The organism is Parvimonas sp. KA00067, assembly GCF_001553085.1.
Classification (GTDB): domain Bacteria; phylum Bacillota; class Clostridia; order Tissierellales; family Peptoniphilaceae; genus Parvimonas; species Parvimonas parva.
In genome coordinates, this window is sequence record NZ_KQ960151.1 from 1 (window position 1) to 21145 (window position 21145).

Annotated in this window: 17 protein-coding genes and 3 tRNA genes; 10 read left to right on the forward strand and 10 right to left on the reverse strand. The window is 29.6% G+C overall.

Translation table 11 applies throughout. The features are described 5' to 3' along the window. Positions 1-158 precede the first annotated feature (158 nt). The 3 genes from HMPREF3181_RS05240 to HMPREF3181_RS05250 all read right to left on the reverse strand — a co-directional run bounded on the left by HMPREF3181_RS05240 (position 159) and on the right by HMPREF3181_RS05250 (position 909). A tRNA-Leu gene (locus HMPREF3181_RS05240) sits at positions 159-242 on the reverse strand. A gap of 5 nt (positions 243-247) precedes the next feature. Then, positions 248-324 (reverse strand) — tRNA-His (locus HMPREF3181_RS05245). Positions 325-405: 81 nt separating this feature from the next. After that, positions 406-909 (reverse strand): Fur family transcriptional regulator, encoded by a 504-nt coding sequence (locus HMPREF3181_RS05250; protein ID WP_068474044.1) that lies wholly within the window; start codon positions 907-909, stop codon positions 406-408. Between the two features lie 114 nt (positions 910-1023). Here HMPREF3181_RS05250 and HMPREF3181_RS05255 point away from each other — a divergent pair, with 114 nt between their 5' ends. The 6 genes from HMPREF3181_RS05255 (at position 1024) to HMPREF3181_RS05280 (ending at position 6621) form a co-directional block, all read left to right on the forward strand. Continuing rightward, entirely contained in the window at positions 1024-2097 is a 1074-nt protein-coding gene (locus HMPREF3181_RS05255) for a metal ABC transporter substrate-binding protein (RefSeq protein ID WP_068474047.1), read from the forward strand. Positions 2098-2106: 9 nt separating this feature from the next. Further along, positions 2107-2778, forward strand: coding sequence for a metal ABC transporter ATP-binding protein (locus HMPREF3181_RS05260; protein WP_068474050.1), 672 nt, complete (start codon positions 2107-2109; stop codon positions 2776-2778). Beyond that, on the forward strand, positions 2778-3581 hold the full coding sequence (locus HMPREF3181_RS05265) for a metal ABC transporter permease (RefSeq protein WP_068474053.1): 804 nt from the start codon (positions 2778-2780) through the stop codon (positions 3579-3581). Before HMPREF3181_RS05260 ends, HMPREF3181_RS05265 begins: the two co-directional genes overlap by 1 nt. A gap of 106 nt (positions 3582-3687) precedes the next feature. Continuing rightward, a complete protein-coding gene (locus HMPREF3181_RS05270; protein WP_068474054.1) occupies positions 3688-4674 on the forward strand; it encodes a lipoate--protein ligase in 987 nt (328 codons plus the stop codon). A 10-nt stretch (positions 4675-4684) separates the two neighbouring features. Next, positions 4685-5539, forward strand: a complete 855-nt coding sequence (gene lipA, locus HMPREF3181_RS05275) for a lipoyl synthase (protein ID WP_068474057.1) — start codon at positions 4685-4687, stop codon at positions 5537-5539. A 161-nt stretch (positions 5540-5700) separates the two neighbouring features. Beyond that, on the forward strand, positions 5701-6621 hold the full coding sequence (locus HMPREF3181_RS05280) for an alpha/beta hydrolase (RefSeq protein ID WP_068474060.1): 921 nt from the start codon (positions 5701-5703) through the stop codon (positions 6619-6621). Positions 6622-6658: 37 nt separating this feature from the next. On the opposite strand, the gene HMPREF3181_RS05285 is transcribed toward HMPREF3181_RS05280, so the two are convergent. The 4 genes from HMPREF3181_RS05285 to HMPREF3181_RS05300 form a co-directional block, all read right to left on the reverse strand. Then, positions 6659-6877, reverse strand: a complete 219-nt coding sequence (locus tag HMPREF3181_RS05285; protein ID WP_068474063.1) for a DUF1858 domain-containing protein — start codon at positions 6875-6877, stop codon at positions 6659-6661. Positions 6878-7102: 225 nt separating this feature from the next. Continuing rightward, positions 7103-7179 (reverse strand) — tRNA-Pro (locus HMPREF3181_RS05290). 105 nt (positions 7180-7284) lie between these two features. Next, complete coding sequence (locus HMPREF3181_RS05295) at positions 7285-7887, reverse strand: YdcF family protein (protein WP_068474068.1); 603 nt, start codon at positions 7885-7887, stop codon at positions 7285-7287. 10 nt (positions 7888-7897) lie between these two features. After that, entirely contained in the window at positions 7898-8383 is a 486-nt protein-coding gene (locus HMPREF3181_RS05300; protein WP_068474076.1) for a GAF domain-containing protein, read from the reverse strand. Positions 8384-8712: 329 nt separating this feature from the next. On the opposite strand from HMPREF3181_RS05300, the gene HMPREF3181_RS05305 reads away from it, so the two are divergent. After that, on the forward strand, positions 8713-10023 hold the full coding sequence (locus HMPREF3181_RS05305; RefSeq protein WP_068474086.1) for an NCS2 family permease: 1311 nt from the start codon (positions 8713-8715) through the stop codon (positions 10021-10023). A 307-nt stretch (positions 10024-10330) separates the two neighbouring features. After that, positions 10331-13219, forward strand: coding sequence for a DNA methyltransferase (locus HMPREF3181_RS05310; RefSeq protein ID WP_068474093.1), 2889 nt, complete (start codon positions 10331-10333; stop codon positions 13217-13219). Between the two features lie 36 nt (positions 13220-13255). On the opposite strand, the gene HMPREF3181_RS05315 is transcribed toward HMPREF3181_RS05310, so the two are convergent. Both HMPREF3181_RS05315 and HMPREF3181_RS05320 read right to left on the reverse strand, forming a co-directional pair. After that, positions 13256-15646: a restriction endonuclease gene (locus tag HMPREF3181_RS05315; RefSeq protein WP_068474100.1), complete on the reverse strand. Its 2391-nt coding sequence runs from the start codon at positions 15644-15646 to the stop codon at positions 13256-13258. Then, entirely contained in the window at positions 15630-16130 is a 501-nt protein-coding gene (locus HMPREF3181_RS05320) for a helix-turn-helix domain-containing protein (RefSeq protein WP_068474110.1), read from the reverse strand. The genes HMPREF3181_RS05315 and HMPREF3181_RS05320 overlap by 17 nt, the downstream gene beginning before the upstream one ends. 727 nt (positions 16131-16857) lie before the next feature. Here HMPREF3181_RS05320 and HMPREF3181_RS05325 point away from each other — a divergent pair. Next, the gene (locus HMPREF3181_RS05325) at positions 16858-18450 is read left to right on the forward strand and encodes an ABC-F family ATP-binding cassette domain-containing protein (protein ID WP_068474119.1); all 1593 of its coding nucleotides are present in this window, start codon (positions 16858-16860) and stop codon (positions 18448-18450) included. A gap of 41 nt (positions 18451-18491) precedes the next feature. Here the strand turns inward: HMPREF3181_RS05325 and purD are convergent, their stop codons facing one another. After that, positions 18492-19718, reverse strand: coding sequence for a phosphoribosylamine--glycine ligase (gene purD / locus HMPREF3181_RS05330; RefSeq protein ID WP_068474122.1), 1227 nt, complete (start codon positions 19716-19718; stop codon positions 18492-18494). A gap of 319 nt (positions 19719-20037) precedes the next feature. Between purD and HMPREF3181_RS05335 the strand changes: the two genes are divergently transcribed. Then, a complete protein-coding gene (locus HMPREF3181_RS05335) occupies positions 20038-21063 on the forward strand; it encodes a threonine aldolase family protein (protein WP_068474124.1) in 1026 nt (341 codons plus the stop codon). Positions 21064-21145: the final 82 nt, after the last annotated feature.

Here is a 21145-nt window from a genome sequence, read left to right on the forward strand (position 1 = left end):
TATATTATAACATATTATTAATAATATGTCAACACTTTTTACAAAAAAAATTGAAAAAATTTAAGATTTTTTTATTTTTAAATGCAAAAAAAGATAGATTTTAAAATCTATCTTTTCAGTAAAACGTCCACAATTATTATTTGTTGTGGGCTTAAAAATGGTGCAGGAAAGAGGACTTGAACCCCCACGTCAATGACACTAGATCCTAAGTCTAGCGCGTCTGCCAGTTCCGCCATTCCTGCATAAATGGGGTGGATGATGGGATTCGAACCCATGACCTTCAGAGCCACAATCTGACGCCCTAACCAGCTAGGCCACACCCACCAAACTTTATCATTTTTCAATGCTTGTATATTATACCAGTTTATAAAATTTTTGTCAATACTTTTTTTAAAAATTTTTTATTTATATGCAATGTTCGTCTTTACAAGTATGTGTATGATGTTTTTCTTCTTCTTTTGAATGTTTTATTTCTTCAAGTTCTTCTTTTGACAGTTTTTCTCTACAACTTTTGCAAAGTCCTTTTATTTCTAGGTGATGACTTGTTACGATAAATTCTGTTTTGCTTTCAATGTCGTCTATCAAGCTATGTATCGGGCAATGATTTATCGGAATTATTTTTTTGCATTTTTCACAAATCAAGCTATGTATATGTCCGTTGTTTAATTGGAAATATGTTGTTCCGTCAATTTCTGCGGTCTTTTTTGCAATATTTTTTTCGCAAAATTGATTTAATGCTCTGTAAACACTTGATATGCTATATTTTTCGTCTTTTGTTGAGATTGCGTTGTAAATGTCTTCGGCTGTTGTCGGAACTTCTCTTTTTTGTAATTCTTTTAGTATAGCTAATCTGTTTTTTGTGATTTTTAAATCATTATCTTTTAAAATTTTCAAAAAAACTTTTTTCATAAATAAACTCCTTTGCTTGATTTTTGTTTAAAATAGTTATATAATAATGTTTATGTAAATGCGTTTTATTTGCAAATGCAAATATTCGCAAAATAAAATTTAAAGGAGTAGATTATGAAAAAAATCTTATCAAAAATCATTTCCTTTGTCCTTATTATATCACTTTTTTCAGCTTGTGGCAAAGATAATGTAAAAAATAATCAAAAAGAAGAAAAACAAACAATATATACTTCATTTTATGCTTTGCAAAGTGTAACAAAAGAAATTGTTGGAGATAAAATGGAAGTTAAAAATTTAATTCCAAATGGACAAGGTGTTCATCATTGGGAGCCGACTGCCAAGGATATGAAAGACTTATACAAAGGTAGTGTTATTTTAGTCAACGGTTTAAACTTGGAAACTTGGACTGAAAAATTCAAATCAGCACTTACGGATTTAAAATTGGTTGAGGTTTCAAAGGGTGTTAATTTGTTAGAAACAGAGCATCATCATGAAGAAGGTGAGGATCATGAACACGAGCATCATCACGAAGAAGGTGAGGATCATGAACACGAACATAAGCACGAACACGAACACGAACATAAGCACGAACACGAACATAAAGGCGAAAATAAAGACGTTGTAAAACCTATGACTGAAAAGGAAGAAAAGCATCATAGTCATGGAAAATATGACCCGCATATTTGGTTAAGTCTTAGAAATATGAAGGTTGTTGCAAAGAATATTTGCGACCAAGTTATTTCTATGGATAAGGCTAACGAAAGTTACTATAAAGAAAATTTAAAAAAGGTTGAAAATAGACTTGATGAGTTGGATAAAAAATATGCTGATGAATTGAAAAATTCAAGAACAAAGTCAATCATAACTTCTCACGAGGCTTTTGCATATCTTTTTAATGATTATGGTTTAAAACAAATTGCAATCGAAGGGTTAAATTCAGAGTCAGAACCTGATTTAGCAAAGATGAAATCAATCGTTGAACAAGCTAAAAAAGAGGGCTTAAAATATGTTTTCTATGAAGAACTTAGTGAAAGTAAAGTTGAAGAAACTATTGCGAAGGAAATTGGTGGACAAGTTAAGATGCTTTATACAATAGAAGGTCAAACTGAAGAACAATCTAAGGAAAATAAAGACTATTTTACAATGATGGAAGAAAATTTAAAGGCTTTAGTTGAGGCAACAAAGTAGGAGAATAGTTTGGATAGTATTATTTCTATAAAAGATTTAACTTTTTCTTATAATGGAGGCGTAAACATTTTAGAAAATCTCTCTTTTGATATTCAAAAGAGGGATTTTATAGCTATAATCGGGGCAAATGGTAGTGGAAAATCTACTTTGTTAAAACTGATTTTAAAAGAGCTTACCCCTTCAAGCGGAGAAATTGTTATTTCAAATACAAATATTAAAAATTTTAAAGATTGGAACAAAATCGGTTATGTTCCACAAATAAATGCAAATAGCATACCTAATTTTCCGATAACGGCTTTAGAGATTGTAACTCTAAATCTTTATGATAAAATGGGATTTTTAAAATTTTCAAGAAAAAAACACATTGAACTTGCAAAGAGAGCTTTGGCACAGGTTAATATGCTTGATTTTGCACATACGCCGATAAATAAAATGAGTGGTGGGCAACAACAGAGGATTATGATTGCAAAGTCTTTGATAAACAATCCGAAGATTTTGATTTTTGATGAGCCTACGACAGGAATAGATAAAGAGAGTAAAGAACAACTTTTTAAGATTTTAAATCATCTTAACAACGCACATGGAATTACAATTTTGCTTGTAACTCACGAGCTTGAGATTATGAAGGACAATCTTACAAAAGTTGTGGAAATAAAAGATAAGAAAGTAGTGGTGAGATAATGTTTCAACTTGAATTTATGAGAAGAGCTTTTTTAGTTGGAATTATGTTATCCATTGTTATACCTTGCATTGGGGTTGTTATGGTAAATAAGAGAAATTCTATGATAGGAGATGCTCTATCTCACGTTTCCCTTGCAGGGGTTACAATCGGACTTATCTTTAGAGTTAATCCAATTATAACGGCGATAATATCTTGTGCGGTTGCAAGTTTTTCCATAGAAATTATGAGAAGATATTTTCCAAAAAATTCGGATATATCAACTGCTATAATTATGAGTTTGGGGATTGGACTTGCAGCAGTGCTTTCTGATTTTGTAAAGGGTGCTGCCAATTTCAATAGCTTTTTGTTTGGTAGTATTGTTGCGATAAGCGACTTTGAAGTTATGCTTGTTACACTTGTTTTCATAGTTGTTATGATAGCTTTTGTAGTTTTATATAAGGCGCTTTTGTATGTTTCTTTTGATGAAGTTGGAGCAAGACTTGCAGGAATTAAAGTTCAAGCTGTTAATATAGTTTTTACATTTTTAATTTCTTTAACAATTTCTATTGCATCAAGAACTGTTGGAGTTTTAATGGTTTCATCACTTATGGTTGTGCCTGTTGCTTGTGCTTTAAGGCTTTCAAAATCTTATTTTCAAACAGTTATTTACTCTGTTTTGTTTGGAACGATATTTACAATTTCAGGAATTACAATTTCATTTTATAGAGGTTTAAAACCCGGTGGAACAATGGTTTTAACCGGTATTGTAGTTTTGGTTGCAATAGTAATTTTACAAAATTTAAAAAAGTTTTTAAAAATTTAGGAAAATCAAAATGATTTTCCTTTTTTTGCTTTAGGACTATTTTTATATTCTAATTTGTGGTAAAATATAGTTGATTTAAAAAATTTAATTTTTATGGAGAGATGATATGATTTTTGTTGAAAATAAAAACTTTGACCCTGCGTTAAATCACGCTATAGAGCTTTATCTAATGGAAAATTATGATGAAGATATTTTTATGCTTTGGAGAAATAGACCTTGTATTTTGATTGGAAGGTATCAAAATATTGACTTGGAAGTTAATTTGGACTTTACAAACGAAAACAATATGGACGTAATTAGAAGATTATCAGGTGGTGGTGCGATATATTGCGATAAGGAAAATATGCAATATAGTTTTATCACTAAAAAAACAGGAGAAGATGTAGATTCTTCTTTTAAAAAATTTGCAAAGCCTGTTGTTGACTTTTTAAATTCTCTAGGACTTAATGCTGAATTTACGGGAAGAAATGATATTCAGATAGACGGAGCAAAGGTAAGTGGAAATGCTCAATATCAAAATAAAGAAAAAATATTACATCACGGAACATTTTTATTTAAAGCAAATTTATATAATTTGACAAATTCATTAAAGTCAAGAGATATAAAATTTAAAGGAAAAGCCGTTCAATCAGTTAGGTCAAGAGTTGGATTTATCGGAGATATGCTTGATATGGACGTTGAAACTTTTATGGATAAAGCTATCGAATACATAAAAGGGGAATATGAAATTACAAATACTACGATTTTAACTGAAGAAGAGATGAAAAAAATTTACGAAATTCGTGATTCTCTTTTTGCAACAAAGGAATGGAACTACGGAAACGGCTCGCTAAAGAAGAATAGAAAAGCTGAAAAATATTCTTGCGGTGTTGTTGAGATAGGGCTTGATGTTGAAGATGATAAAATTAAAGATATTTCCATTGAGGGAGATTTTTTTAGTGAATTGGGTATAGATGAAGTATGTAGTATATTAAGAGGTGTTCAATGTTCTAAAGAGTCGGTTGCAGAGGCACTTAAAGATATTGAAATTGATAGATATATTAAGTCAATGGATAAAGAAATTTTCATTGGCGACATAATTAAATTATTTTAAGAGGTGCTATATGCTAAGAAAAAAAGCAGAAATAATGAGAAAGCCTGAATGGTTAAAATTAAAAATTCAGGGAGATAAAAATACATCAGATGTTGAAAGTATGGTTGAAGGACTGAAATTACATACTGTTTGTCACGAAGCAAATTGTCCAAATAAAATGGAATGTTATTCAAGAAGAACTGCAACTTTTATGATTCTTGGAAGAAACTGCACAAGAAATTGTACATTTTGTAACGTAACAAGACATACGCCTGACCCGATTGATTTAAATGAACCGGAAAATTTGGCAAAAGCAGTTCAAATCCTACAATTAAAACATGCTGTTGTAACGTCAGTTACCAGAGATGATCTTCCGGACGAAGGTGCGCATCAATTCGCCGAAGTTGTAAGACAAGTTAGAAAATATAATCCAAAAACTACAATAGAACTTTTAATACCGGATATGTCAGGAAGAAAAGAACTTTTGGATATAATTTATGAAACAAGACCTGACGTGTTAAACCACAATGTTGAAACAATTCCTGCGTTTTATCCAAAGGTAAGACCTGCTGCAAACTTCCAAAGAAGTTTAGAAGTTTTAAAATATGCAAAAGAATGTGGACTTAAAACAAAATCAGGACTTATGGTTGGCTTTGGAGAAACAGAAGAACAAGTTGTAGAAGTATTCCAAGCACTTAGAGATGTTGACTGTGATATGGTAACAGTTGGACAATATTTACAACCTACAAAATTCCATATCGCTGTTAAAGAGTATGTTCACCCACAACAATTTGACAGATATAGAGATATAGCTTTTAAAATGGGATTTTTAAGAGTAAATTCAGGACCATTAGTAAGAAGTTCATATCATGCAGAAGCGCTTTAGTTTTCAAAACTCATTTTTAGTTTACTAGAAATGAGTTTTTTTATGTGTTATCTTAAAGCGTGGTACTCTATTTAACAATTTGTTTCAAATAAATTTTAAAAAACTGTATTTTTCAAAGGTTTTGTGGTAAAATAAAGGTATCATATGGTTAGAGGTGTTTTATGAAAGAGTTTTACATATATTCTAGTATTGATGAAAAGAGATTGCATTGTGTTGACTTTGCTGAAAATTTAAAGAATCCGAAAATGATTTTACAGCTTTGTCACGGAATGGCTGAGCATATAAAGAGATATAAAAACTTTGCTTTATTTTTAGAAAAGCAAGGAATAAAAACTTTTGGAATGGATAATAGAGGACATGGAGAAAGTGTAGAAGAAGATGAGATTAAAGGGCATATTGCTGATGAAAAAGGGGATAAAAAACTCGTTGAAGATGTCTATGCACTTAATAAGTATATAAAAAATGAATTTCCCGGTAGGCAAATTGTAATTTTTGGTCATAGTATGGGCTCTATAATCGTTAGAAATTTTTTAAATGAATATTCCAACCAAGTTGACGGAGCAATCATTTGTGGGACTACCGGAATTTATGGAATGAAACATAGAATGGCTATGTTGTTAGCTAGAATGTTCAGTTCAAGAGGGGCAACTAAAAAGAGTGAATTTGTAAATAAACTTGCTTTTAAGGGATATAATTCCAAAATAAAGGATAAAAATACTGATTTTGATTGGCTTTCAAGAGATGAAAAAGTTGTTGAGGACTATATTTTGGATAAAAATTGCGGTTTTCTTTGTACGAATAAATTTTATTTGGATTTAATGACTTTGATAAAAGAAATGTCTGATAAAAATAATGTTCAAAAGGTGAGAAAAGACTTACCTATACTTTTTATTTCAGGTAAAGCTGATCCTGTTGGAGAATATGGAAAAGGCGTTTTAAAGAGTTACAGAATGTATAAAGAGCTTGGCATAAAGAATGTAAAATTAAAACTTTACGCTAAAATGCGCCACGAAATATTAAACGAAATCGATAAAGAGAAAGTATATATAGATATTTGTAAATTTTTAGAGAGTATAAACTAAAAGAGAAATGATTTTTTTCATTTCTCTTTTTTAGTGCTTAGGCATTAATAAAATTTTCTATTTTTTCTTTTAAATCTTCAAACTGAAATCCACCCTTTATGGCAATCATTTCAAGTGTTGCAATGTCTTTTATCATTTCAAAAAGTTCTTCATTATCAAGGTTTTTATATTCTTCGCTTAAAGATTTTAAAAAGTTTTTAACTTTTGGATATTTTTGAGTTAATTCTCCAATTTTTGTATTTTTTTCTAAATTCATTTTATATCTCCTTTATATTTTTGTTATACTAAACATATTAAAATTACTTTTTTATAAAATAAAATTGACTAAAGCTGAGTAAAGTACCACGCATGAAGATACTTCAACATGTTTACTACGCAAACGGCTCAATATGAGCCTACGGGTACACTATTGTTGACAAGTCAACAAAGTTAGGCTAGAAAATTTGCAAAAAAAAATTCCTATGAGAAAACTCATAAGAATTGGTCGGGGTGAGAAGATTCGAACTCCCGGCCCCATGGTCCCAAACCACGTGCGCTACCAAACTGCGCTACACCCCGTTACGATTACTTGTATATTATACAACTTTTATTTTGCTTTGTCAACACTTTTTTTAAAAATTTTTCAAAAAATTTTCAATATACAAGTCGTAGTTTTAACGTGGATTATCTGTTTTTTTGATGCAGTTTTTCTATATCTTCATTTGTAGGTTTATCAAACAAAAATGTCTTTATAACAGCAAGAGTTTCTCTTGTATATGATATAAGAATTGAATTTGTTGGAGTTTTTGCAGGAACTGTCTTTGCTAAAATTCCAAATCTATGAAAAATCAGTTTAGCTCTAAATAAATGGTAACTTGAAGAAATTACCATAATTTCATTTGGCTTTTTATCCAACATTTCAAGCCCGAATTTTATATTTTCAAAAGTATTTTTGCTATTTGGTTCTACGATTAGTCTTTCTTTTTCGATTTCTTTTTGTAGCAAATATTTTTGCATATATTCAGCTTGAGAAAATTCATTTCCTTTTTCTGTGCCACCACATAAAACTGCTTTGGCTTTTTTGTGTTTGTTTAAGTATTCAACGGTTGTATCAAGTCTTGAAATTAAAGTTTTTGAAAGTTTTCCGTTGTTTGCTTTTGCTCCGAGAACAAAAACATAATTTTCAAAAGTATCCATATTATTTTTTTGTGAATGAAAAATTAAAGATTGAATTAAAACAATTATACATAGTCCTAAAAATATGATAAGTTTTAAAAATTTTTTCAAAACAACCTCCTTAAATATGAGTTTCTAGTTGCTTAACAAATGCCTCAAGGTAAGTTTCTTCTTCTTTTGAAAATCTGTTAAAAATAGGGGAGTCAATATCTAAAACTCCAAAAAGTTTTTCATCTTTAAAAATCGGAATTACAATTTCAGAATTACTTTTTCCGTCGCAAGCGATATGTCCTTCAAAATTATGAACATTTTCGATATTCAAAGTCTTTTTTAGACTTGCACTTGTTCCACAAACTCCATTTCCTACTTTGATTCTAACACAAGCAGGAAGTCCTTGAAAAGGTGCAAGCACTAAATTATCGGTTTCTTTTTCTAAAATGTAAAAACCTACCCAATTTATATCTTCTAAGAAAAAATTTAGAAGTGCAACTGCATTTGATAAATTTGCAATTGTATTTGTTTCTTGATTACATAATTCATATAAATCTCTTATTAAATAGGAATATTGTTCTCCTAAAGTTCCTTCGTATTTTATCGGATTAAACATAAAAATCTCCTTAACTATTTATTAACTATTATATTAACATAAAACCTTTTAAAATACCAGATTTATATAAATAATGTATTGACAAAATGTTTATTTATTGTTATTATATTGATGTGATATTGATAACTCAAAAGAGAAAGTGCACATAGGGTTCCGAAGATTTTTCTTGCAGGTCCAAGCTGTGCAGGTGCTTTGCACTACACCTAAGGGAGAAAAGCCCAGAAGGTAGGTTTCGCTTGAAGCCTACTTTCTGGGCATTTGTTTTTTGAATTTTAATTTCTTTAAGAGTTATTTTTGTTTTTATGAAAAAAATTTATTTAGGAGGACTTATGAGTACATTTTTGGAAAAGTTTTTTAAACTTAAAGAACACAAAACAAGCGTTAGAACAGAAATTTTAGCAGGTATTACTACTTTTATGACTATGGCTTATATATTAGTTGTAAACCCTACAATTTTATCTGAGGCAGGAATGGATAAGGGAGCAGTTTTCACAACTACTGCTATCGCATCATTCATCGGAACTGTTATAATGGGTCTTTGTGCAAATTATCCTTTTGCATTGGCTCCTGGCATGGGCTTGAACGCATACTTTGCATATACAATCGTAATTGGTAGAGGATATAGCTGGCAATTTGCTTTAACAGCTGTTTTATTAGAAGGTATTATATTTTTAGTTTTAACATTTACAAAGGTTAGAGAAATGATTGTAAATTCTATGCCTTATTCACTTAAACAAGCAGTTAGTGCAGGTATTGGTATTTTCATCGCGTTTTTAGGTTTATATCAAGCAGGACTCGTTAAACAAGGAAAGGGAATACCACTAGATTTAGGAGTTATTACAAGTGCAACTTCATTAATCACAATTTTTGGTATTTTATTTACAATTTTATTACTTGTAAAAAAAGTTCCCGGAGCTATTTTATTTGGTATGCTTGCTACAACTGTTGTATCAATCATCTGTGGAGTTTCTGAACTTCCAAAAGCAGTTGTTGGAACACCTTCAAGCATAGCACCAATTTTTATGAAATTTGATTTTAGTAAAATTATTTCAACAGAAATGTTTGTAGCGTTTTTTGCATTCTTATTCGTTGACTTATTCGATACAGTTGGAACTCTTGTAGGAGTTGCATCAAAAGCTGATATGCTAGACAAAGACGGAAATCTTCCAAGAGCAAGACAAGCACTTTTCGCCGACTCAATCGGAACAACAGTTGGGGCAATACTTGGAACATCAACAGTAACTACATTTGTTGAAAGTGCATCAGGGGTTGCTGAAGGTGGTAGAACAGGACTTACAGCTATCGTTACAGCTTGTCTTTTCTTACTAGCTTTAATTTTCCAACCAATCTTCTCTGTAATTCCAACTTATGCAACATCTTCTGCTTTAATCGTAGTAGGATTATTTATGATTACAGGAATTAAGAAAATTAACTTTGAAGATTATACAGAAGCATTACCCGCTTTCTTAACAATTATTATGATGCCATTATCATACTCAATCGCAAACGGAATTGTTTTTGGTATAGTTTCTTATGCCATATTAAAATTAGTTTCAGGAAGAGCAAAAGAGGCATCACCAGTTGTTTATATCTTAGCTTTATTATTCATACTAAAATTTGTTGCAGAATCAGTTATGTAGATAAAATGAGCCTTAAGGAGCGTTCAGTTAGGGATTTTATAAAAATTATTTGATAAGTCTTTAGGTGGCAAGAGAAAAGGCTATGAGTTTAAATGCTCATAGCCTTTTTATGTTATTAAGGTTCTATGTCAAATTATTTATTGTATGAGTTAGTTCAGTAAAAAAACTATTAAAATTATTTGAAAAAAGAAGTATAAAGATAAATTATGTGCAATAAATGCGATGCTAGATTATTGTAGTGTTTTTTCTACTTGTATTGAGATTTTCTTCGTAAAATGGTATTATATATCTAGAAAGGAGGGATTTGGTGAGCAAATTTATAGATTATTTGGGTAATAAATCAAGTATTTTAGATTTTATTAGTTCAGGTATAGACCAATATTTGTATGATGGTGATACAATATTAGATTTATTTGCTGGCTCAGGTGTTGTTTCATATAAGTTTTCAGAAAAATATAATGTTATTTCTAATGATTCTGAAGCATATTCATCAACAATTTGTTCCGCTCAATTTAATAACCCTCATTACAACACTAATAATATTTTAGATATTAAAAATCAACTTCTTTCAATAAAAAGCTTTTTGATTTCTCAAGAAAATTTATCAAATTTAGTTCAAAAAGAAAACAAATTAATTCAGGAAAATAGTATTGATGAATTAAATGAATTATATAAGTCTCATGAAACTGTCTGGAATAATAAAAATTTTACTCCCAAAAAATTAAGAAGTAACAATAATTACAATCTATTTTTGAGATATTACGCTGGTTCATATTTTGGTATAGAGCAAGCATTGGAAATTGACTCTATAATAAAGTTCATCAAAGAATCAGACTCTTTATTTGTTGACTTTTTATATTCAAAGCTCTTTCTGACAATTAATAACGTAGTTTTTTCTAGAGACGGTCATATGGCTCAACCTCTAGATTTAATAACAAGCTCAAAAAGAGCCATCCTTGATAGGTCCAAAAATGTTTTTGATATTTATTTAGAATATTTAGAGAAGGATATTGATTCATCTAACACTAAAAAATATAACCATAAAACATATAACTTACCATTTTATAAACTTATTTCAAGAAAAGACATTTTAGATAAAGTTGATTTAATCTATGCTGATCCACCTTATACAGATATGCAATACTCAAGATATTATCATATTCTAAATGTTGCAGTAAATTATGATTATCCTGAGCTGACAAAAACTAAGAATGGATATACAAAAGGGCTTTATACTGAGGGAAGATTCCAATCATCATTAAGTCAAAAAAGTAAAGCTAAAGACGACCTGTACTTATTAATGAAATCATGTTTTGATACTGGTACTAACCTCGCTCTTTCGTATGCATACCCTAGAGATATCAAACAACAAAAAACTGATAGATATACAGTTTCAATTGAAGAGCTTATGAACATGGCTAAAGAAGTATTTTCCCCATCATATGTTCATGTAGAACAAATAGATTATTTTCACTCTAACAACAAAAACGCTCAGAGGAAGCCAGTAATTGAGTACTTGATTTTATGTGGCAAAAATAAGAAAAAGTCTAAATCGTATAATATAACGAAAATAAAAAGACAAATCGACTCATTGAAACCAACAAATAGAAACGAGATTTATAATACACATATTTACTGGTCACAGAAATCATTTAATATAATCGACTCTTTGATTGAAAATTTAAGCGAAGAAAATGATGTCATCTTTGACCCGTTCATGGGTTCTGGAGTGACAATTTTAGAGTCCATTACAAAAAATATGAACAGAAATGCTATTGGATGTGATATTAATGAAGCTCCAGTTTTTATTGTAAAAACTTTAGTCGAATATTCTAAAGATAAACAATTGCAAAAAGATTTGATTGATATTAGTCATCAAATAAATTCACTTATGAATTATTACGAAGCGGATTGTCCTAATTGTGATTCAATTTCTCTCATAGATAGAATAATGTTTGATAAACCAAATCGAAATTCCAATGATATAAACATTAATGCTGTCAACCACATATGTGAAAAGTGTGGGAAGGTTGTGGAAAGTGAAAATATCAAAAACTATCAAAAAGATATGTTTTTTAAGTACGAATTAGAAAATATAGATGAAAAATACGAATTCATTGAAAATTCTAAAGTAGCAGTAATAAAAAATGACAGTATCTTTAACATATTTACAAATAGGAATCTAAAAGTTTTGGACGATATGCTAGGAATTAGTAAACAATTTTCAAAGAATACTGAAAATGTTTTTAAGTATATTTTAATGTCATGCATGCACCAATGCAAAATCACAGATAAGAGATCTAATTCTCAATGGCCTCTATGGACTCCTAAAAAAGACTGTGTTGAAAGAAATGTTGTACTATTAGTAAATAAAAAAATAAATAACTTCTTAAAAGCACTATCTAGCATTCAAGAAACATATAGTGATAGCAGTTTAGTAGAATCTTTTAATGATTTAAGTATTAACTCTGCCTTTTTATTACAAAAACCAAGTCAATATATTTCTGACGATGAAATACCTGATAATAGTATTGACTTGGTCATAACTGATCCACCTTATCTAGGTCAAGTTTTATACTCTGAATATATGCAATTATATTCTTCAATATTGGGATTAAGCGTTGATATGGAAGATGAAATTGTTATCTCCTCAAGAGCAGAGAATGATAAAAATGAAGCTGATTATTATGAGGATTTAAAAAAAGTATTTAGCTTAATTGGCAAAAAATTAAAAAAAGATAAGGTTATGTGTCTATATTTTCATGATAACAGCCTTAAGGTTTGGAATAAATTAATGAAAATCTTGTTTGAAGAAGGTTTCCGATACATTGGACAAACCCATATAGAAAAATCCAATACCTTGAAAAATATTATAAGTCCTAAAAAATCTCTTAAAGGAGATTCAATACTTTTCTTCAGAAATAGTAAACACAAAAACGAATATCGATATGCACCCGAAGAAATTGAAGAAATAGAAATAAATATTATAAAAGAGGCTAAATACATGCTAAAAAATCAAAACCAATTAACTTCAGCAGAGCTGTATGATAATGGTTTAATGGAAACTTTAATTTCAAATGCATGGCTTGGCAAATTATCTGAGAAATATACTTCATTAATTGATTTGTTGCAAGAACATTTAAAATGGAATTCAGAGCTCGCAGTATGGGAAAATAATAATAATGAAAAAATCTAGTTTTCAAAAGAAAACTAGATTTTTCTTATTTAGCTATTACTTTATATCCAGCGCTCTATTATAATATTTTCCTGGGAAATATTTATTTAGTAATTCTTGAACCTTCCAACCATTCCATCCGTCCACATTAAATCTTTCTAAAGCATTCTTCCCTTCAGAAGTAAAATCTGATGATGTTACACAGATTGCTTTATCATAAGAATGATAAGAACGTTCGGCATATAACCTTTGAACAGGTTCTGAACCAACATTACTTATCCAACGCTTACACTGAAAAATATGTCTTTCAATATTTTTATCAACTAATTTAGATGCAATAATATCTACTCCTCTATCTCCAGCACCACCAACAGTAACAACATCAAAATACTTTTCTTCTTCAAGTAGCTCTTTAATTAAATTTTCAAACTCATACCCATCAAACTGTGAAATATCTTGTGAATCCTTATATTCAACATTATCTATTTTTTTCTTAACATAGTATCCATTCTTGACTTCACAATAGTTATCTATAAGCATTGAAATTTGATTTTGATAGGCAGAATCTTTAATAATTTGCTCTAAAATATTACTATCAGTACTGACTAATGAAGCTGTAATTTCTAGATATAAATCATCTAAAACAAACTTTCCTTTTTCCTCTAATAGTTTTCTAATAAACAAAGGGATTAAGTCATATAGTTTTACAAACAGTGTGGAATTATCTTCTATCGCTAAATATAATTGGTTCCCATCAATAGAAACGTCCCCTCTCGGATCTACCAAGAAGTTTTCCCTTATTATTTTTTCAGCTAAATTCATTCTTTCTAAAGTTGGTTCAATACTTTTAGATAAAAGATCATTTCTTATTAAATTAACTGCTGAACTTATAGATATAAATCTTCTCTCTTGTCTATTTATATCTTCATAAACCAACTTAGTCGCAACATATTCATAGTTCATGTTACCTTCGAACCAATATCTCTGTTCTTGTGATAATTTTTTAAATACAACTATAACTTCATTCATTATGGTATTAGCAAAAGCTGATTGTTTTCTCAACGTTGGGTCCTTTTTCTCAATGTTAACCCTCGTCACATATTCAAAACCATTCTTCCTTGCTAAATTTAAAATTTCAGAATATGTTTGTATGTATTTATTTTCTGCTAATTTCATAGTAAAAAATATATACTTTTCATCTTTTAGAACAGAGTATAAAATTCCTAGCATCTCATCTAAATCATTATAATATCTGTCAAAACTATTATGACTTTTTCTTGCTGGTGCATTGGTTAAGACAATTTCTTCATCTAAAATATCAGACGTAAGTCGGTATTTTTCTGGATAGTCAGAAAACTTTTCCAACCAGATTCTAAATAATTGATTCCTTTCTAAATACGGAACCTGATCTGTATATGGAAAGTCTGTATATATCATATCAAACTGAGTATTAGAGTTTTCTAAAATTTTATAGCTCGCATTTTTAAGTTGAACTCTATCATTGTTTGAGATATCTTCTACCAAATAATCCATAAATTCATCTTGGAATTTTAACATGGACTTGTATTTTGCTTCAAACAATACCCAAACGTTCATGTCTTGACCTTGTTCTCTAATTACATGATATAAAATGTCCGTCGAACTTCCATACATAGATATTTTAGCTAAGGCAAGAGATGTTACCAAAGCGTGTTGGATGAAATCCTTCTCTTTACATGCAGGTAATTTTGATATTTCATTCTGGATATGAAGTAAGGATTTCTTGTTTCTTTCCGAAAAATTGCGATCATAACTATCCGCTCCAGTAGAAGCAGTAATATTGATTCTACTATTTTCAATATACTTGTCAGTTGGAAACTCAGAATTATCCAACTCATATGTTCCTTGTAAAATTTCATAATCTTCTTCGTCAAACCTCTTTGACTTTTCACCACAGACAGAGCATTTATACATTAATTTTACATTTTTTCCGTCTGCAATTTCCCTATTAGTAATTGGGTTAAAGTACTCTTCGTTTTCTGGATCAAATAAAATTTTACGAATAAAATTATCTTGGCCGCAGCATTTAGTTTTATATAAATTCATAACTTTTTCTTTAGCTTCATTTTCAACTTTTTTATAAAAGCTTTGAAGTTTTGATTTATTTATTTTTGTTATTAATGTAGAAAAAACATCAAAAGTATAGGGGTCTAGTTCTATACCCTCTACATATCTATTAGCTTCCATGGATGCAATAATGAATGAACCACCTCCAAAAAATGGTTCTAAAATTTTATCACCTTGACTTGAAAATCCCTCAATAATTTCTTTTGCTAATGTATTTGATTTTCTGCCTTTAAAATAAAAAGCTTTTTTTAAATTATTAGATACTACTGAATTTTTGTCTTCAACAATATCTAATATTTTATTAGTAACATTCATTACTTCTGCATTATTGATTTTTTTCATTGTAATCTCCCTTTATTAATTCACCAGCTGGTATACCTAAATAACTACTCAGTCTCTCTAAAGTATTAAGAGGGGGTGTAATTCTATTTTTCTTTCTATGGTAGGCTTTCAACGTATCAACACTTAGAAGCCCACTATAAATTGAAGAAATATCATTCCATGAGGTTTTTCCCCTCCTAATGTACTCATTTCTCAAGTTTTTTTCCAACGAATCACTCGAATTATTTTCTATAGAATCATATATATTAATGTTACTAATTTCTAAATCTTCCTTAAATAAAATATAGGTAGGGATTTTTAATTTGTTTGCAATCTTATCAAGCGTTGATATTTTAGGACTTCGTTTATTTGAAAACCAACTTTCTATTGTCTTTTCCTTAACATCAGCAAATTCAGAAAGTTGCTTATTAGATTCAATATTAAAATGCATCATAATTTTCCTTAAGTTTGTCATAACAACATTATGTAAATAACCGATTTGCATTTTATACCTCCTTTTTTTAAAATTATATCATAAGCAAAACAATATTTGGTGTATTATTTGTTTTTTATTCGTTTGTAAAACAAAAAAGACGTTGCCATCCAAAGATCACACCGCCATATAATTATCTTTCTGTTCCATGTTTTTGTTCAGATTTCCTATTATCTTTTTACTTTTCTACTTCCTTATGCTTCTTAATCGCTCCTAGAATGGGCACTTTTTTCTCTTCTTTCCTCTTTACCCTCTCTTTTGATTTTAAGAGTTTAGAATCAAGAATACAGACCTTGGTAGTTCCTTTCCATTCTTATCTACATTTTTCTATAGTTTGTCATAGAAAAATTCAATAATCCACCTCGAATCAATCTTCTACTTTATACAGTTTTTCTATATATTATAGCACATTCTACAACCTAATTATTATAAATTTCTAAAGACGGATATATTTCCGTCTTTTTCTAATCAAAACTACCTTTTTTGTCCTAGGACTAGTGAATGGAAGTATTTCTACTAATCATGCCGATAATTTTTTAAAGAATTAAATCCCTAATTAAAAGCAACTAAAGGCTCGTTTTTTTGTGTGAAATTATAAAGTCAAAGTTTAAAAAAATTTAACTTTATCCTATTTGTTTTTTTAAAATTAATATCAAATTATTTGCTTATTTACACGAAATATGTTACAATTAGCCTTGTGTTAATTTAACAAAATGAATATTTTTATGAGGTGAATGAATTGATAAATGTAATAGATTTAAGTTTAAGTTTTCAAGGTCAAAAACTTTTTGATGACGTAAATTTATCTTTTACTCCGGGTAACTGCTATGGAGTAATTGGAGCAAATGGAGCAGGAAAATCTACTTTTTTAAAAATTTTAGAAGGTAGGCTTGAGCCTGATACAGGTTCTGTTTCCATAAAACCGAATACTAGAATGAGTTTCTTAGAACAAGACCACTTTAAGTTTGAAGATGAAAAAGTTATTGACGTTGTAATTATGGGAAATGCACGTTTAATGGAAATCATAAAACAAAAAGAGGCTATCTATGCAAAAGAGGATTTTTCAGATGAGGACGGAATTTTAGCGTCTGAACTTGAGGCTGAGTTTGCAGATATGGACGGTTGGAGTGCAGAGGCTAATGCCTCATCATTACTTCAAGGACTTGGAATCGGAACAAATTTACATGAAAGCAAGATGAGTGAGCTTTCCGGTAAAGAAAAGGTTAAAGTTTTACTTGCAAAGGCACTTTTTGGAAATCCTGAAATTTTAATCCTTGACGAACCTACAAACGACTTAGATATTAAGAGTATTTTATGGCTTGAAAACTTTCTTATGGATTATGAAGGAACTGTTATCGTGGTTAGCCACGACAGATATTTCTTAAATAATATCTGTACTCATATGGTTGATATTGACTTTAGAAAAATTAAAATTTTCGTTGGAAATTACGATTTTTGGTATGAATCAAGTCAGCTTATGGCGCAAATGATAAAAGACCAAAACAAGAAAAAAGAAGATAAGATTAAGGAATTACAAAACTTTATCGCAAGATTCTCTGCTAACAAGAGTAAATCAAAACAAGCTACAAGCCGTAAAAAATTACTTGATAAAATTCAAATTGAGGATATACAACCATCAACAAGACGTTATCCATTCGTTGGTTTTGAAATGGAAAGAGAAGTTGGAAACCAAATTTTAGAGGTAAATGAAATTTCAAAGACTATTGAAGGAAGACTTGTCCTAGACAAAGTTTCATTTATGGTTAATAAAAATGATAAAATCGGTTTTATCGGTGATGAGTTAGCTATATCAACACTTTTTAAAATTTTATCAGGAGAAATGGAAGCTGATAGTGGAAATTTTAAATGGGGTGTTACTACTTCAAGGTCATATTTTCCAAAGGATAATACGGAATTTTTCAAAGATACTCCTTACAATCTAATTGATTGGTTAAGACAATATTCAACAGAACAATCTGAAATATATATTAGAGGATTTTTAGGAAGAATGTTATTCTCAGGAGATGATGCCTTAAAACCGGCACAAAAACTTTCCGGGGGAGAAAAGGTTAGAATGATGCTATCATATATGATGCTTAAAAATTCAAATGTTCTAATTCTTGACCAACCGACAAATCACTTAGACCTTGAAAGCATCATTAGTTTGAATAACGGACTTAAAGCGTTTAAAGGAAATATCTTGTTTGCAAGTCATGATACTGAATTTATGAATACAATTGCAAACAGAATTATACACATCGAAGAAAATGTATTTGAAGATAGACTTATGACTTACCAAGAATACATCGAAAGATTTGTAGAAAATCAATAAATATAAAAAGGTACGCAAAATTTTTAGCGTACCTTTGTTTTTTAAAATTTACCAATATCTTCTCTATAAAAGAATGAATCTGTTTTTAGTTTTTCTATGTCTTTATATGCAAGCTCTCTTGCTGTTTCAAAGTCTTTTGCCATTGCAGTTACGATTAAATTTCTTCCGCCTTTAGCAAAAACTTCTCCTTCTTTTTCTTCAATTCCCATAAAACAAATGTCATTATCCACAGGAACAAGGTTCATTTTATCTTGACATTTTTCTTTTGAAGGATAACCGTTTGATGCAAGTACAACTCCGATGCAAACATCATCGCTCCAAACTATTTCAGGTTCTTTGTCATTCATTACGTCAAGAATATTTTGAACGAAGTCGGATTTTAATCTAGGAAGTAAAACTTCTGCCTCAGGATCGCCAAGTCTTGCATTAAAGCTTAAAACTTTTATTCCGTCTTGTGCGATTACAATTTCTCCATATAAAAATCCTTCAAAACCGTAACCGTCCTCGTACATTGACTTAGCCATCGGTTTTAAAATTTTTTCAACAACTTGTTCTATTTCATTATCCGTAACTTTAGCAACCGGACTACAAGCACCCATACCGCCTGTATGCTCTCCGTCCTCGCTGTCTGAAGTTCTCTTATAGTCTTTAACTATTTGTAAAGGATAAATTTTTTCGTTTTTAACTAATGCAAAAATTGAAAATTCTTTACCCATAACAAATTCTTCAACTAAAATCTTTGAATTTTCATTTTCGTCAAATATTTCATTTACTATATCCATTGCCATTTTATTACTTCTTGCAATAAAAATGCCCAAATTTTTTGACAAAGAGTCGATTTTTATGGTTACAGGGAATTTTTCAAGAGTTGAAACAAATTTCAATGCTTGTTCTCTGTCTGTGAATACAACATATTTAGTTGTAGGAATTTTTAATTTTTCCATAAGTTGTTTAGTAAAATACCTGCTTGATTCGATTCTTGTAGCAGATTTAGTCGGAGCAAAAATGTTTAAACCTACTTTATCAAATTCATCTTTGATTCCAAGAGCCAAAACATCGGAAGGGCCTACCAAAGTTAAATCTATATTTTCTTTTATTGCAAAATTCTTTACTTTTTCAATATCATACATATCAATATCTACCCTAGTCGCATCTTCCATTTTACAATTTCCCGGTAGAACATAAATTTTTTCAACCAAATTGCTTTTCTTACAAGCCTTTAACATTGCGTGTTCACGACCACCTTTACCTACAATAAGTACCTTCATAAAATCACCTCGTTTATATTTTTTTATTATTTTTTGTTTATTAATTTTAAATTTATTAATTTTAAATTTATTATATCGTGTTTCCTTTTTGATAACTAAATTAATGTAAACACGATGAAATATGAATAACTCTATTTTATAGAGTTATTCATATTATATCACTCTAATAAAGTTTTTTCAACTTTAAAAGTATAAAGCAAAGTTTTTGAGTTTTTTAATAAAAATTGATAAAAAAAGAACATTATTATTTACAATTTTTACATTTTGTTTTATAATATTATTGTTGTGTATTTTACAATTATTTATTAGGGGGAAAGATATGTTATTCTTCGAAAACGATTATTCAACGGCAACGCATCCGGAAATTTTAAAGAGAATTGGGGAACTTAATTTGGAAAAATTATCCGGCTATGGTTGTGATAAAGTTAGTGAGAGTGCTAGAGAAAAGATAAGAAAAGTTTGTCAAAGAGATGATTTAGAAATTTTCTTTTTAGTTGGGGGAACTCAAACTAATGCTGTTATGGTAAATTCTATTTTAAGAGCTTATGAGGGTGTTGTAGCTGTTACTACAGGACATATAAGTACTCACGAGGCAGGAGCGATAGAATATACCGGACATAAGGTTTTAACAATTCCTCAACATCAAGGAAAGATGAATCCAGATGAATTAAAAGATTATTTAGTAAGTTTTTATAATGATGATTTACAAACTCATTCTGTTTATCCAGGAGCTGTTTATGTTTCTCACCCAACAGAATATGGAACATTATATACAAAAGCTGAACTTGAAAAAATTTCTTCTATTTGTAAAGAATATGAAATCCCTTTTATCCTAGACGGTGCAAGACTTGGCTATGGAGTTTCAGCAAGAGAAACAGATGTTACAATGGCTGATATAGCAAGATTATGCGACGTATTTTACATAGGTGGAACAAAACTTGGTGCATTGTTTGGAGAGGCTCTTGTTTATAAAAAAGAAAATTGTCAAAAACATTTTTCAACTTTTATAAAAACTCATGGAGCATTACTTGCAAAAGGTTATGTAACAGGAGCACAATTTGATGAATTCTTTACAAATGATTTGTATTTTAAAGCAGGTAAACATGCAATTGATATGGCTGAAAAGCTAAAAGCCGGTCTTAAAGTAAAGGGATACAAATTCTACTTTGAATCTCCGACAAATTTACAATTTCCTATTTTAGAAAATGAAAAAGTTGAAGAGCTTTTGAAAGAGGTTGTATTTAGCTTTAGAGAAAAATATGATGATAATCATACAATCATTAGACTTGTTACTGACTGGTCAACAAAAGAAGAAGATGTTGATAAATTGTTAGAATTATTTTAATTTAAATTTAAATTTTAAAACTGTTACCCTTGGTAGCAGTTTTTTTTGTGAAAAATTTTAAAAAATATATTGACTTTATATA

What these genes read in the sequence shown, in the direction of transcription:
- HMPREF3181_RS05250 (WP_068474044.1), bottom strand. Translation starts at nt 909, where the DNA reads ATGAAAAAAGTTTTTTTGAAAATTTTAAAAGATAATGATTTAAAAATC.
- HMPREF3181_RS05255 (WP_068474047.1), top strand. Translation starts at nt 1,024, where the DNA reads ATGAAAAAAATCTTATCAAAAATCATTTCCTTTGTCCTTATTATATCA.
- HMPREF3181_RS05265 (WP_068474053.1), top strand. Translation starts at nt 2,778, where the DNA reads ATGTTTCAACTTGAATTTATGAGAAGAGCTTTTTTAGTTGGAATTATG.
- HMPREF3181_RS05270 (WP_068474054.1), top strand. Translation starts at nt 3,688, where the DNA reads ATGATTTTTGTTGAAAATAAAAACTTTGACCCTGCGTTAAATCACGCT.
- lipA (WP_068474057.1), top strand. Translation starts at nt 4,685, where the DNA reads ATGCTAAGAAAAAAAGCAGAAATAATGAGAAAGCCTGAATGGTTAAAA.
- HMPREF3181_RS05280 (WP_068474060.1), top strand. Translation starts at nt 5,701, where the DNA reads ATGAAAGAGTTTTACATATATTCTAGTATTGATGAAAAGAGATTGCAT.
- HMPREF3181_RS05285 (WP_068474063.1), bottom strand. Translation starts at nt 6,877, where the DNA reads ATGAATTTAGAAAAAAATACAAAAATTGGAGAATTAACTCAAAAATAT.
- HMPREF3181_RS05300 (WP_068474076.1), bottom strand. Translation starts at nt 8,383, where the DNA reads ATGTTTAATCCGATAAAATACGAAGGAACTTTAGGAGAACAATATTCC.
- HMPREF3181_RS05305 (WP_068474086.1), top strand. Translation starts at nt 8,713, where the DNA reads ATGAGTACATTTTTGGAAAAGTTTTTTAAACTTAAAGAACACAAAACA.
- HMPREF3181_RS05315 (WP_068474100.1), bottom strand. Translation starts at nt 15,646, where the DNA reads ATGAAAAAAATCAATAATGCAGAAGTAATGAATGTTACTAATAAAATA.
- HMPREF3181_RS05320 (WP_068474110.1), bottom strand. Translation starts at nt 16,130, where the DNA reads ATGCAAATCGGTTATTTACATAATGTTGTTATGACAAACTTAAGGAAA.
- purD (WP_068474122.1), bottom strand. Translation starts at nt 19,718, where the DNA reads ATGAAGGTACTTATTGTAGGTAAAGGTGGTCGTGAACACGCAATGTTA.
- HMPREF3181_RS05335 (WP_068474124.1), top strand. Translation starts at nt 20,038, where the DNA reads ATGTTATTCTTCGAAAACGATTATTCAACGGCAACGCATCCGGAAATT.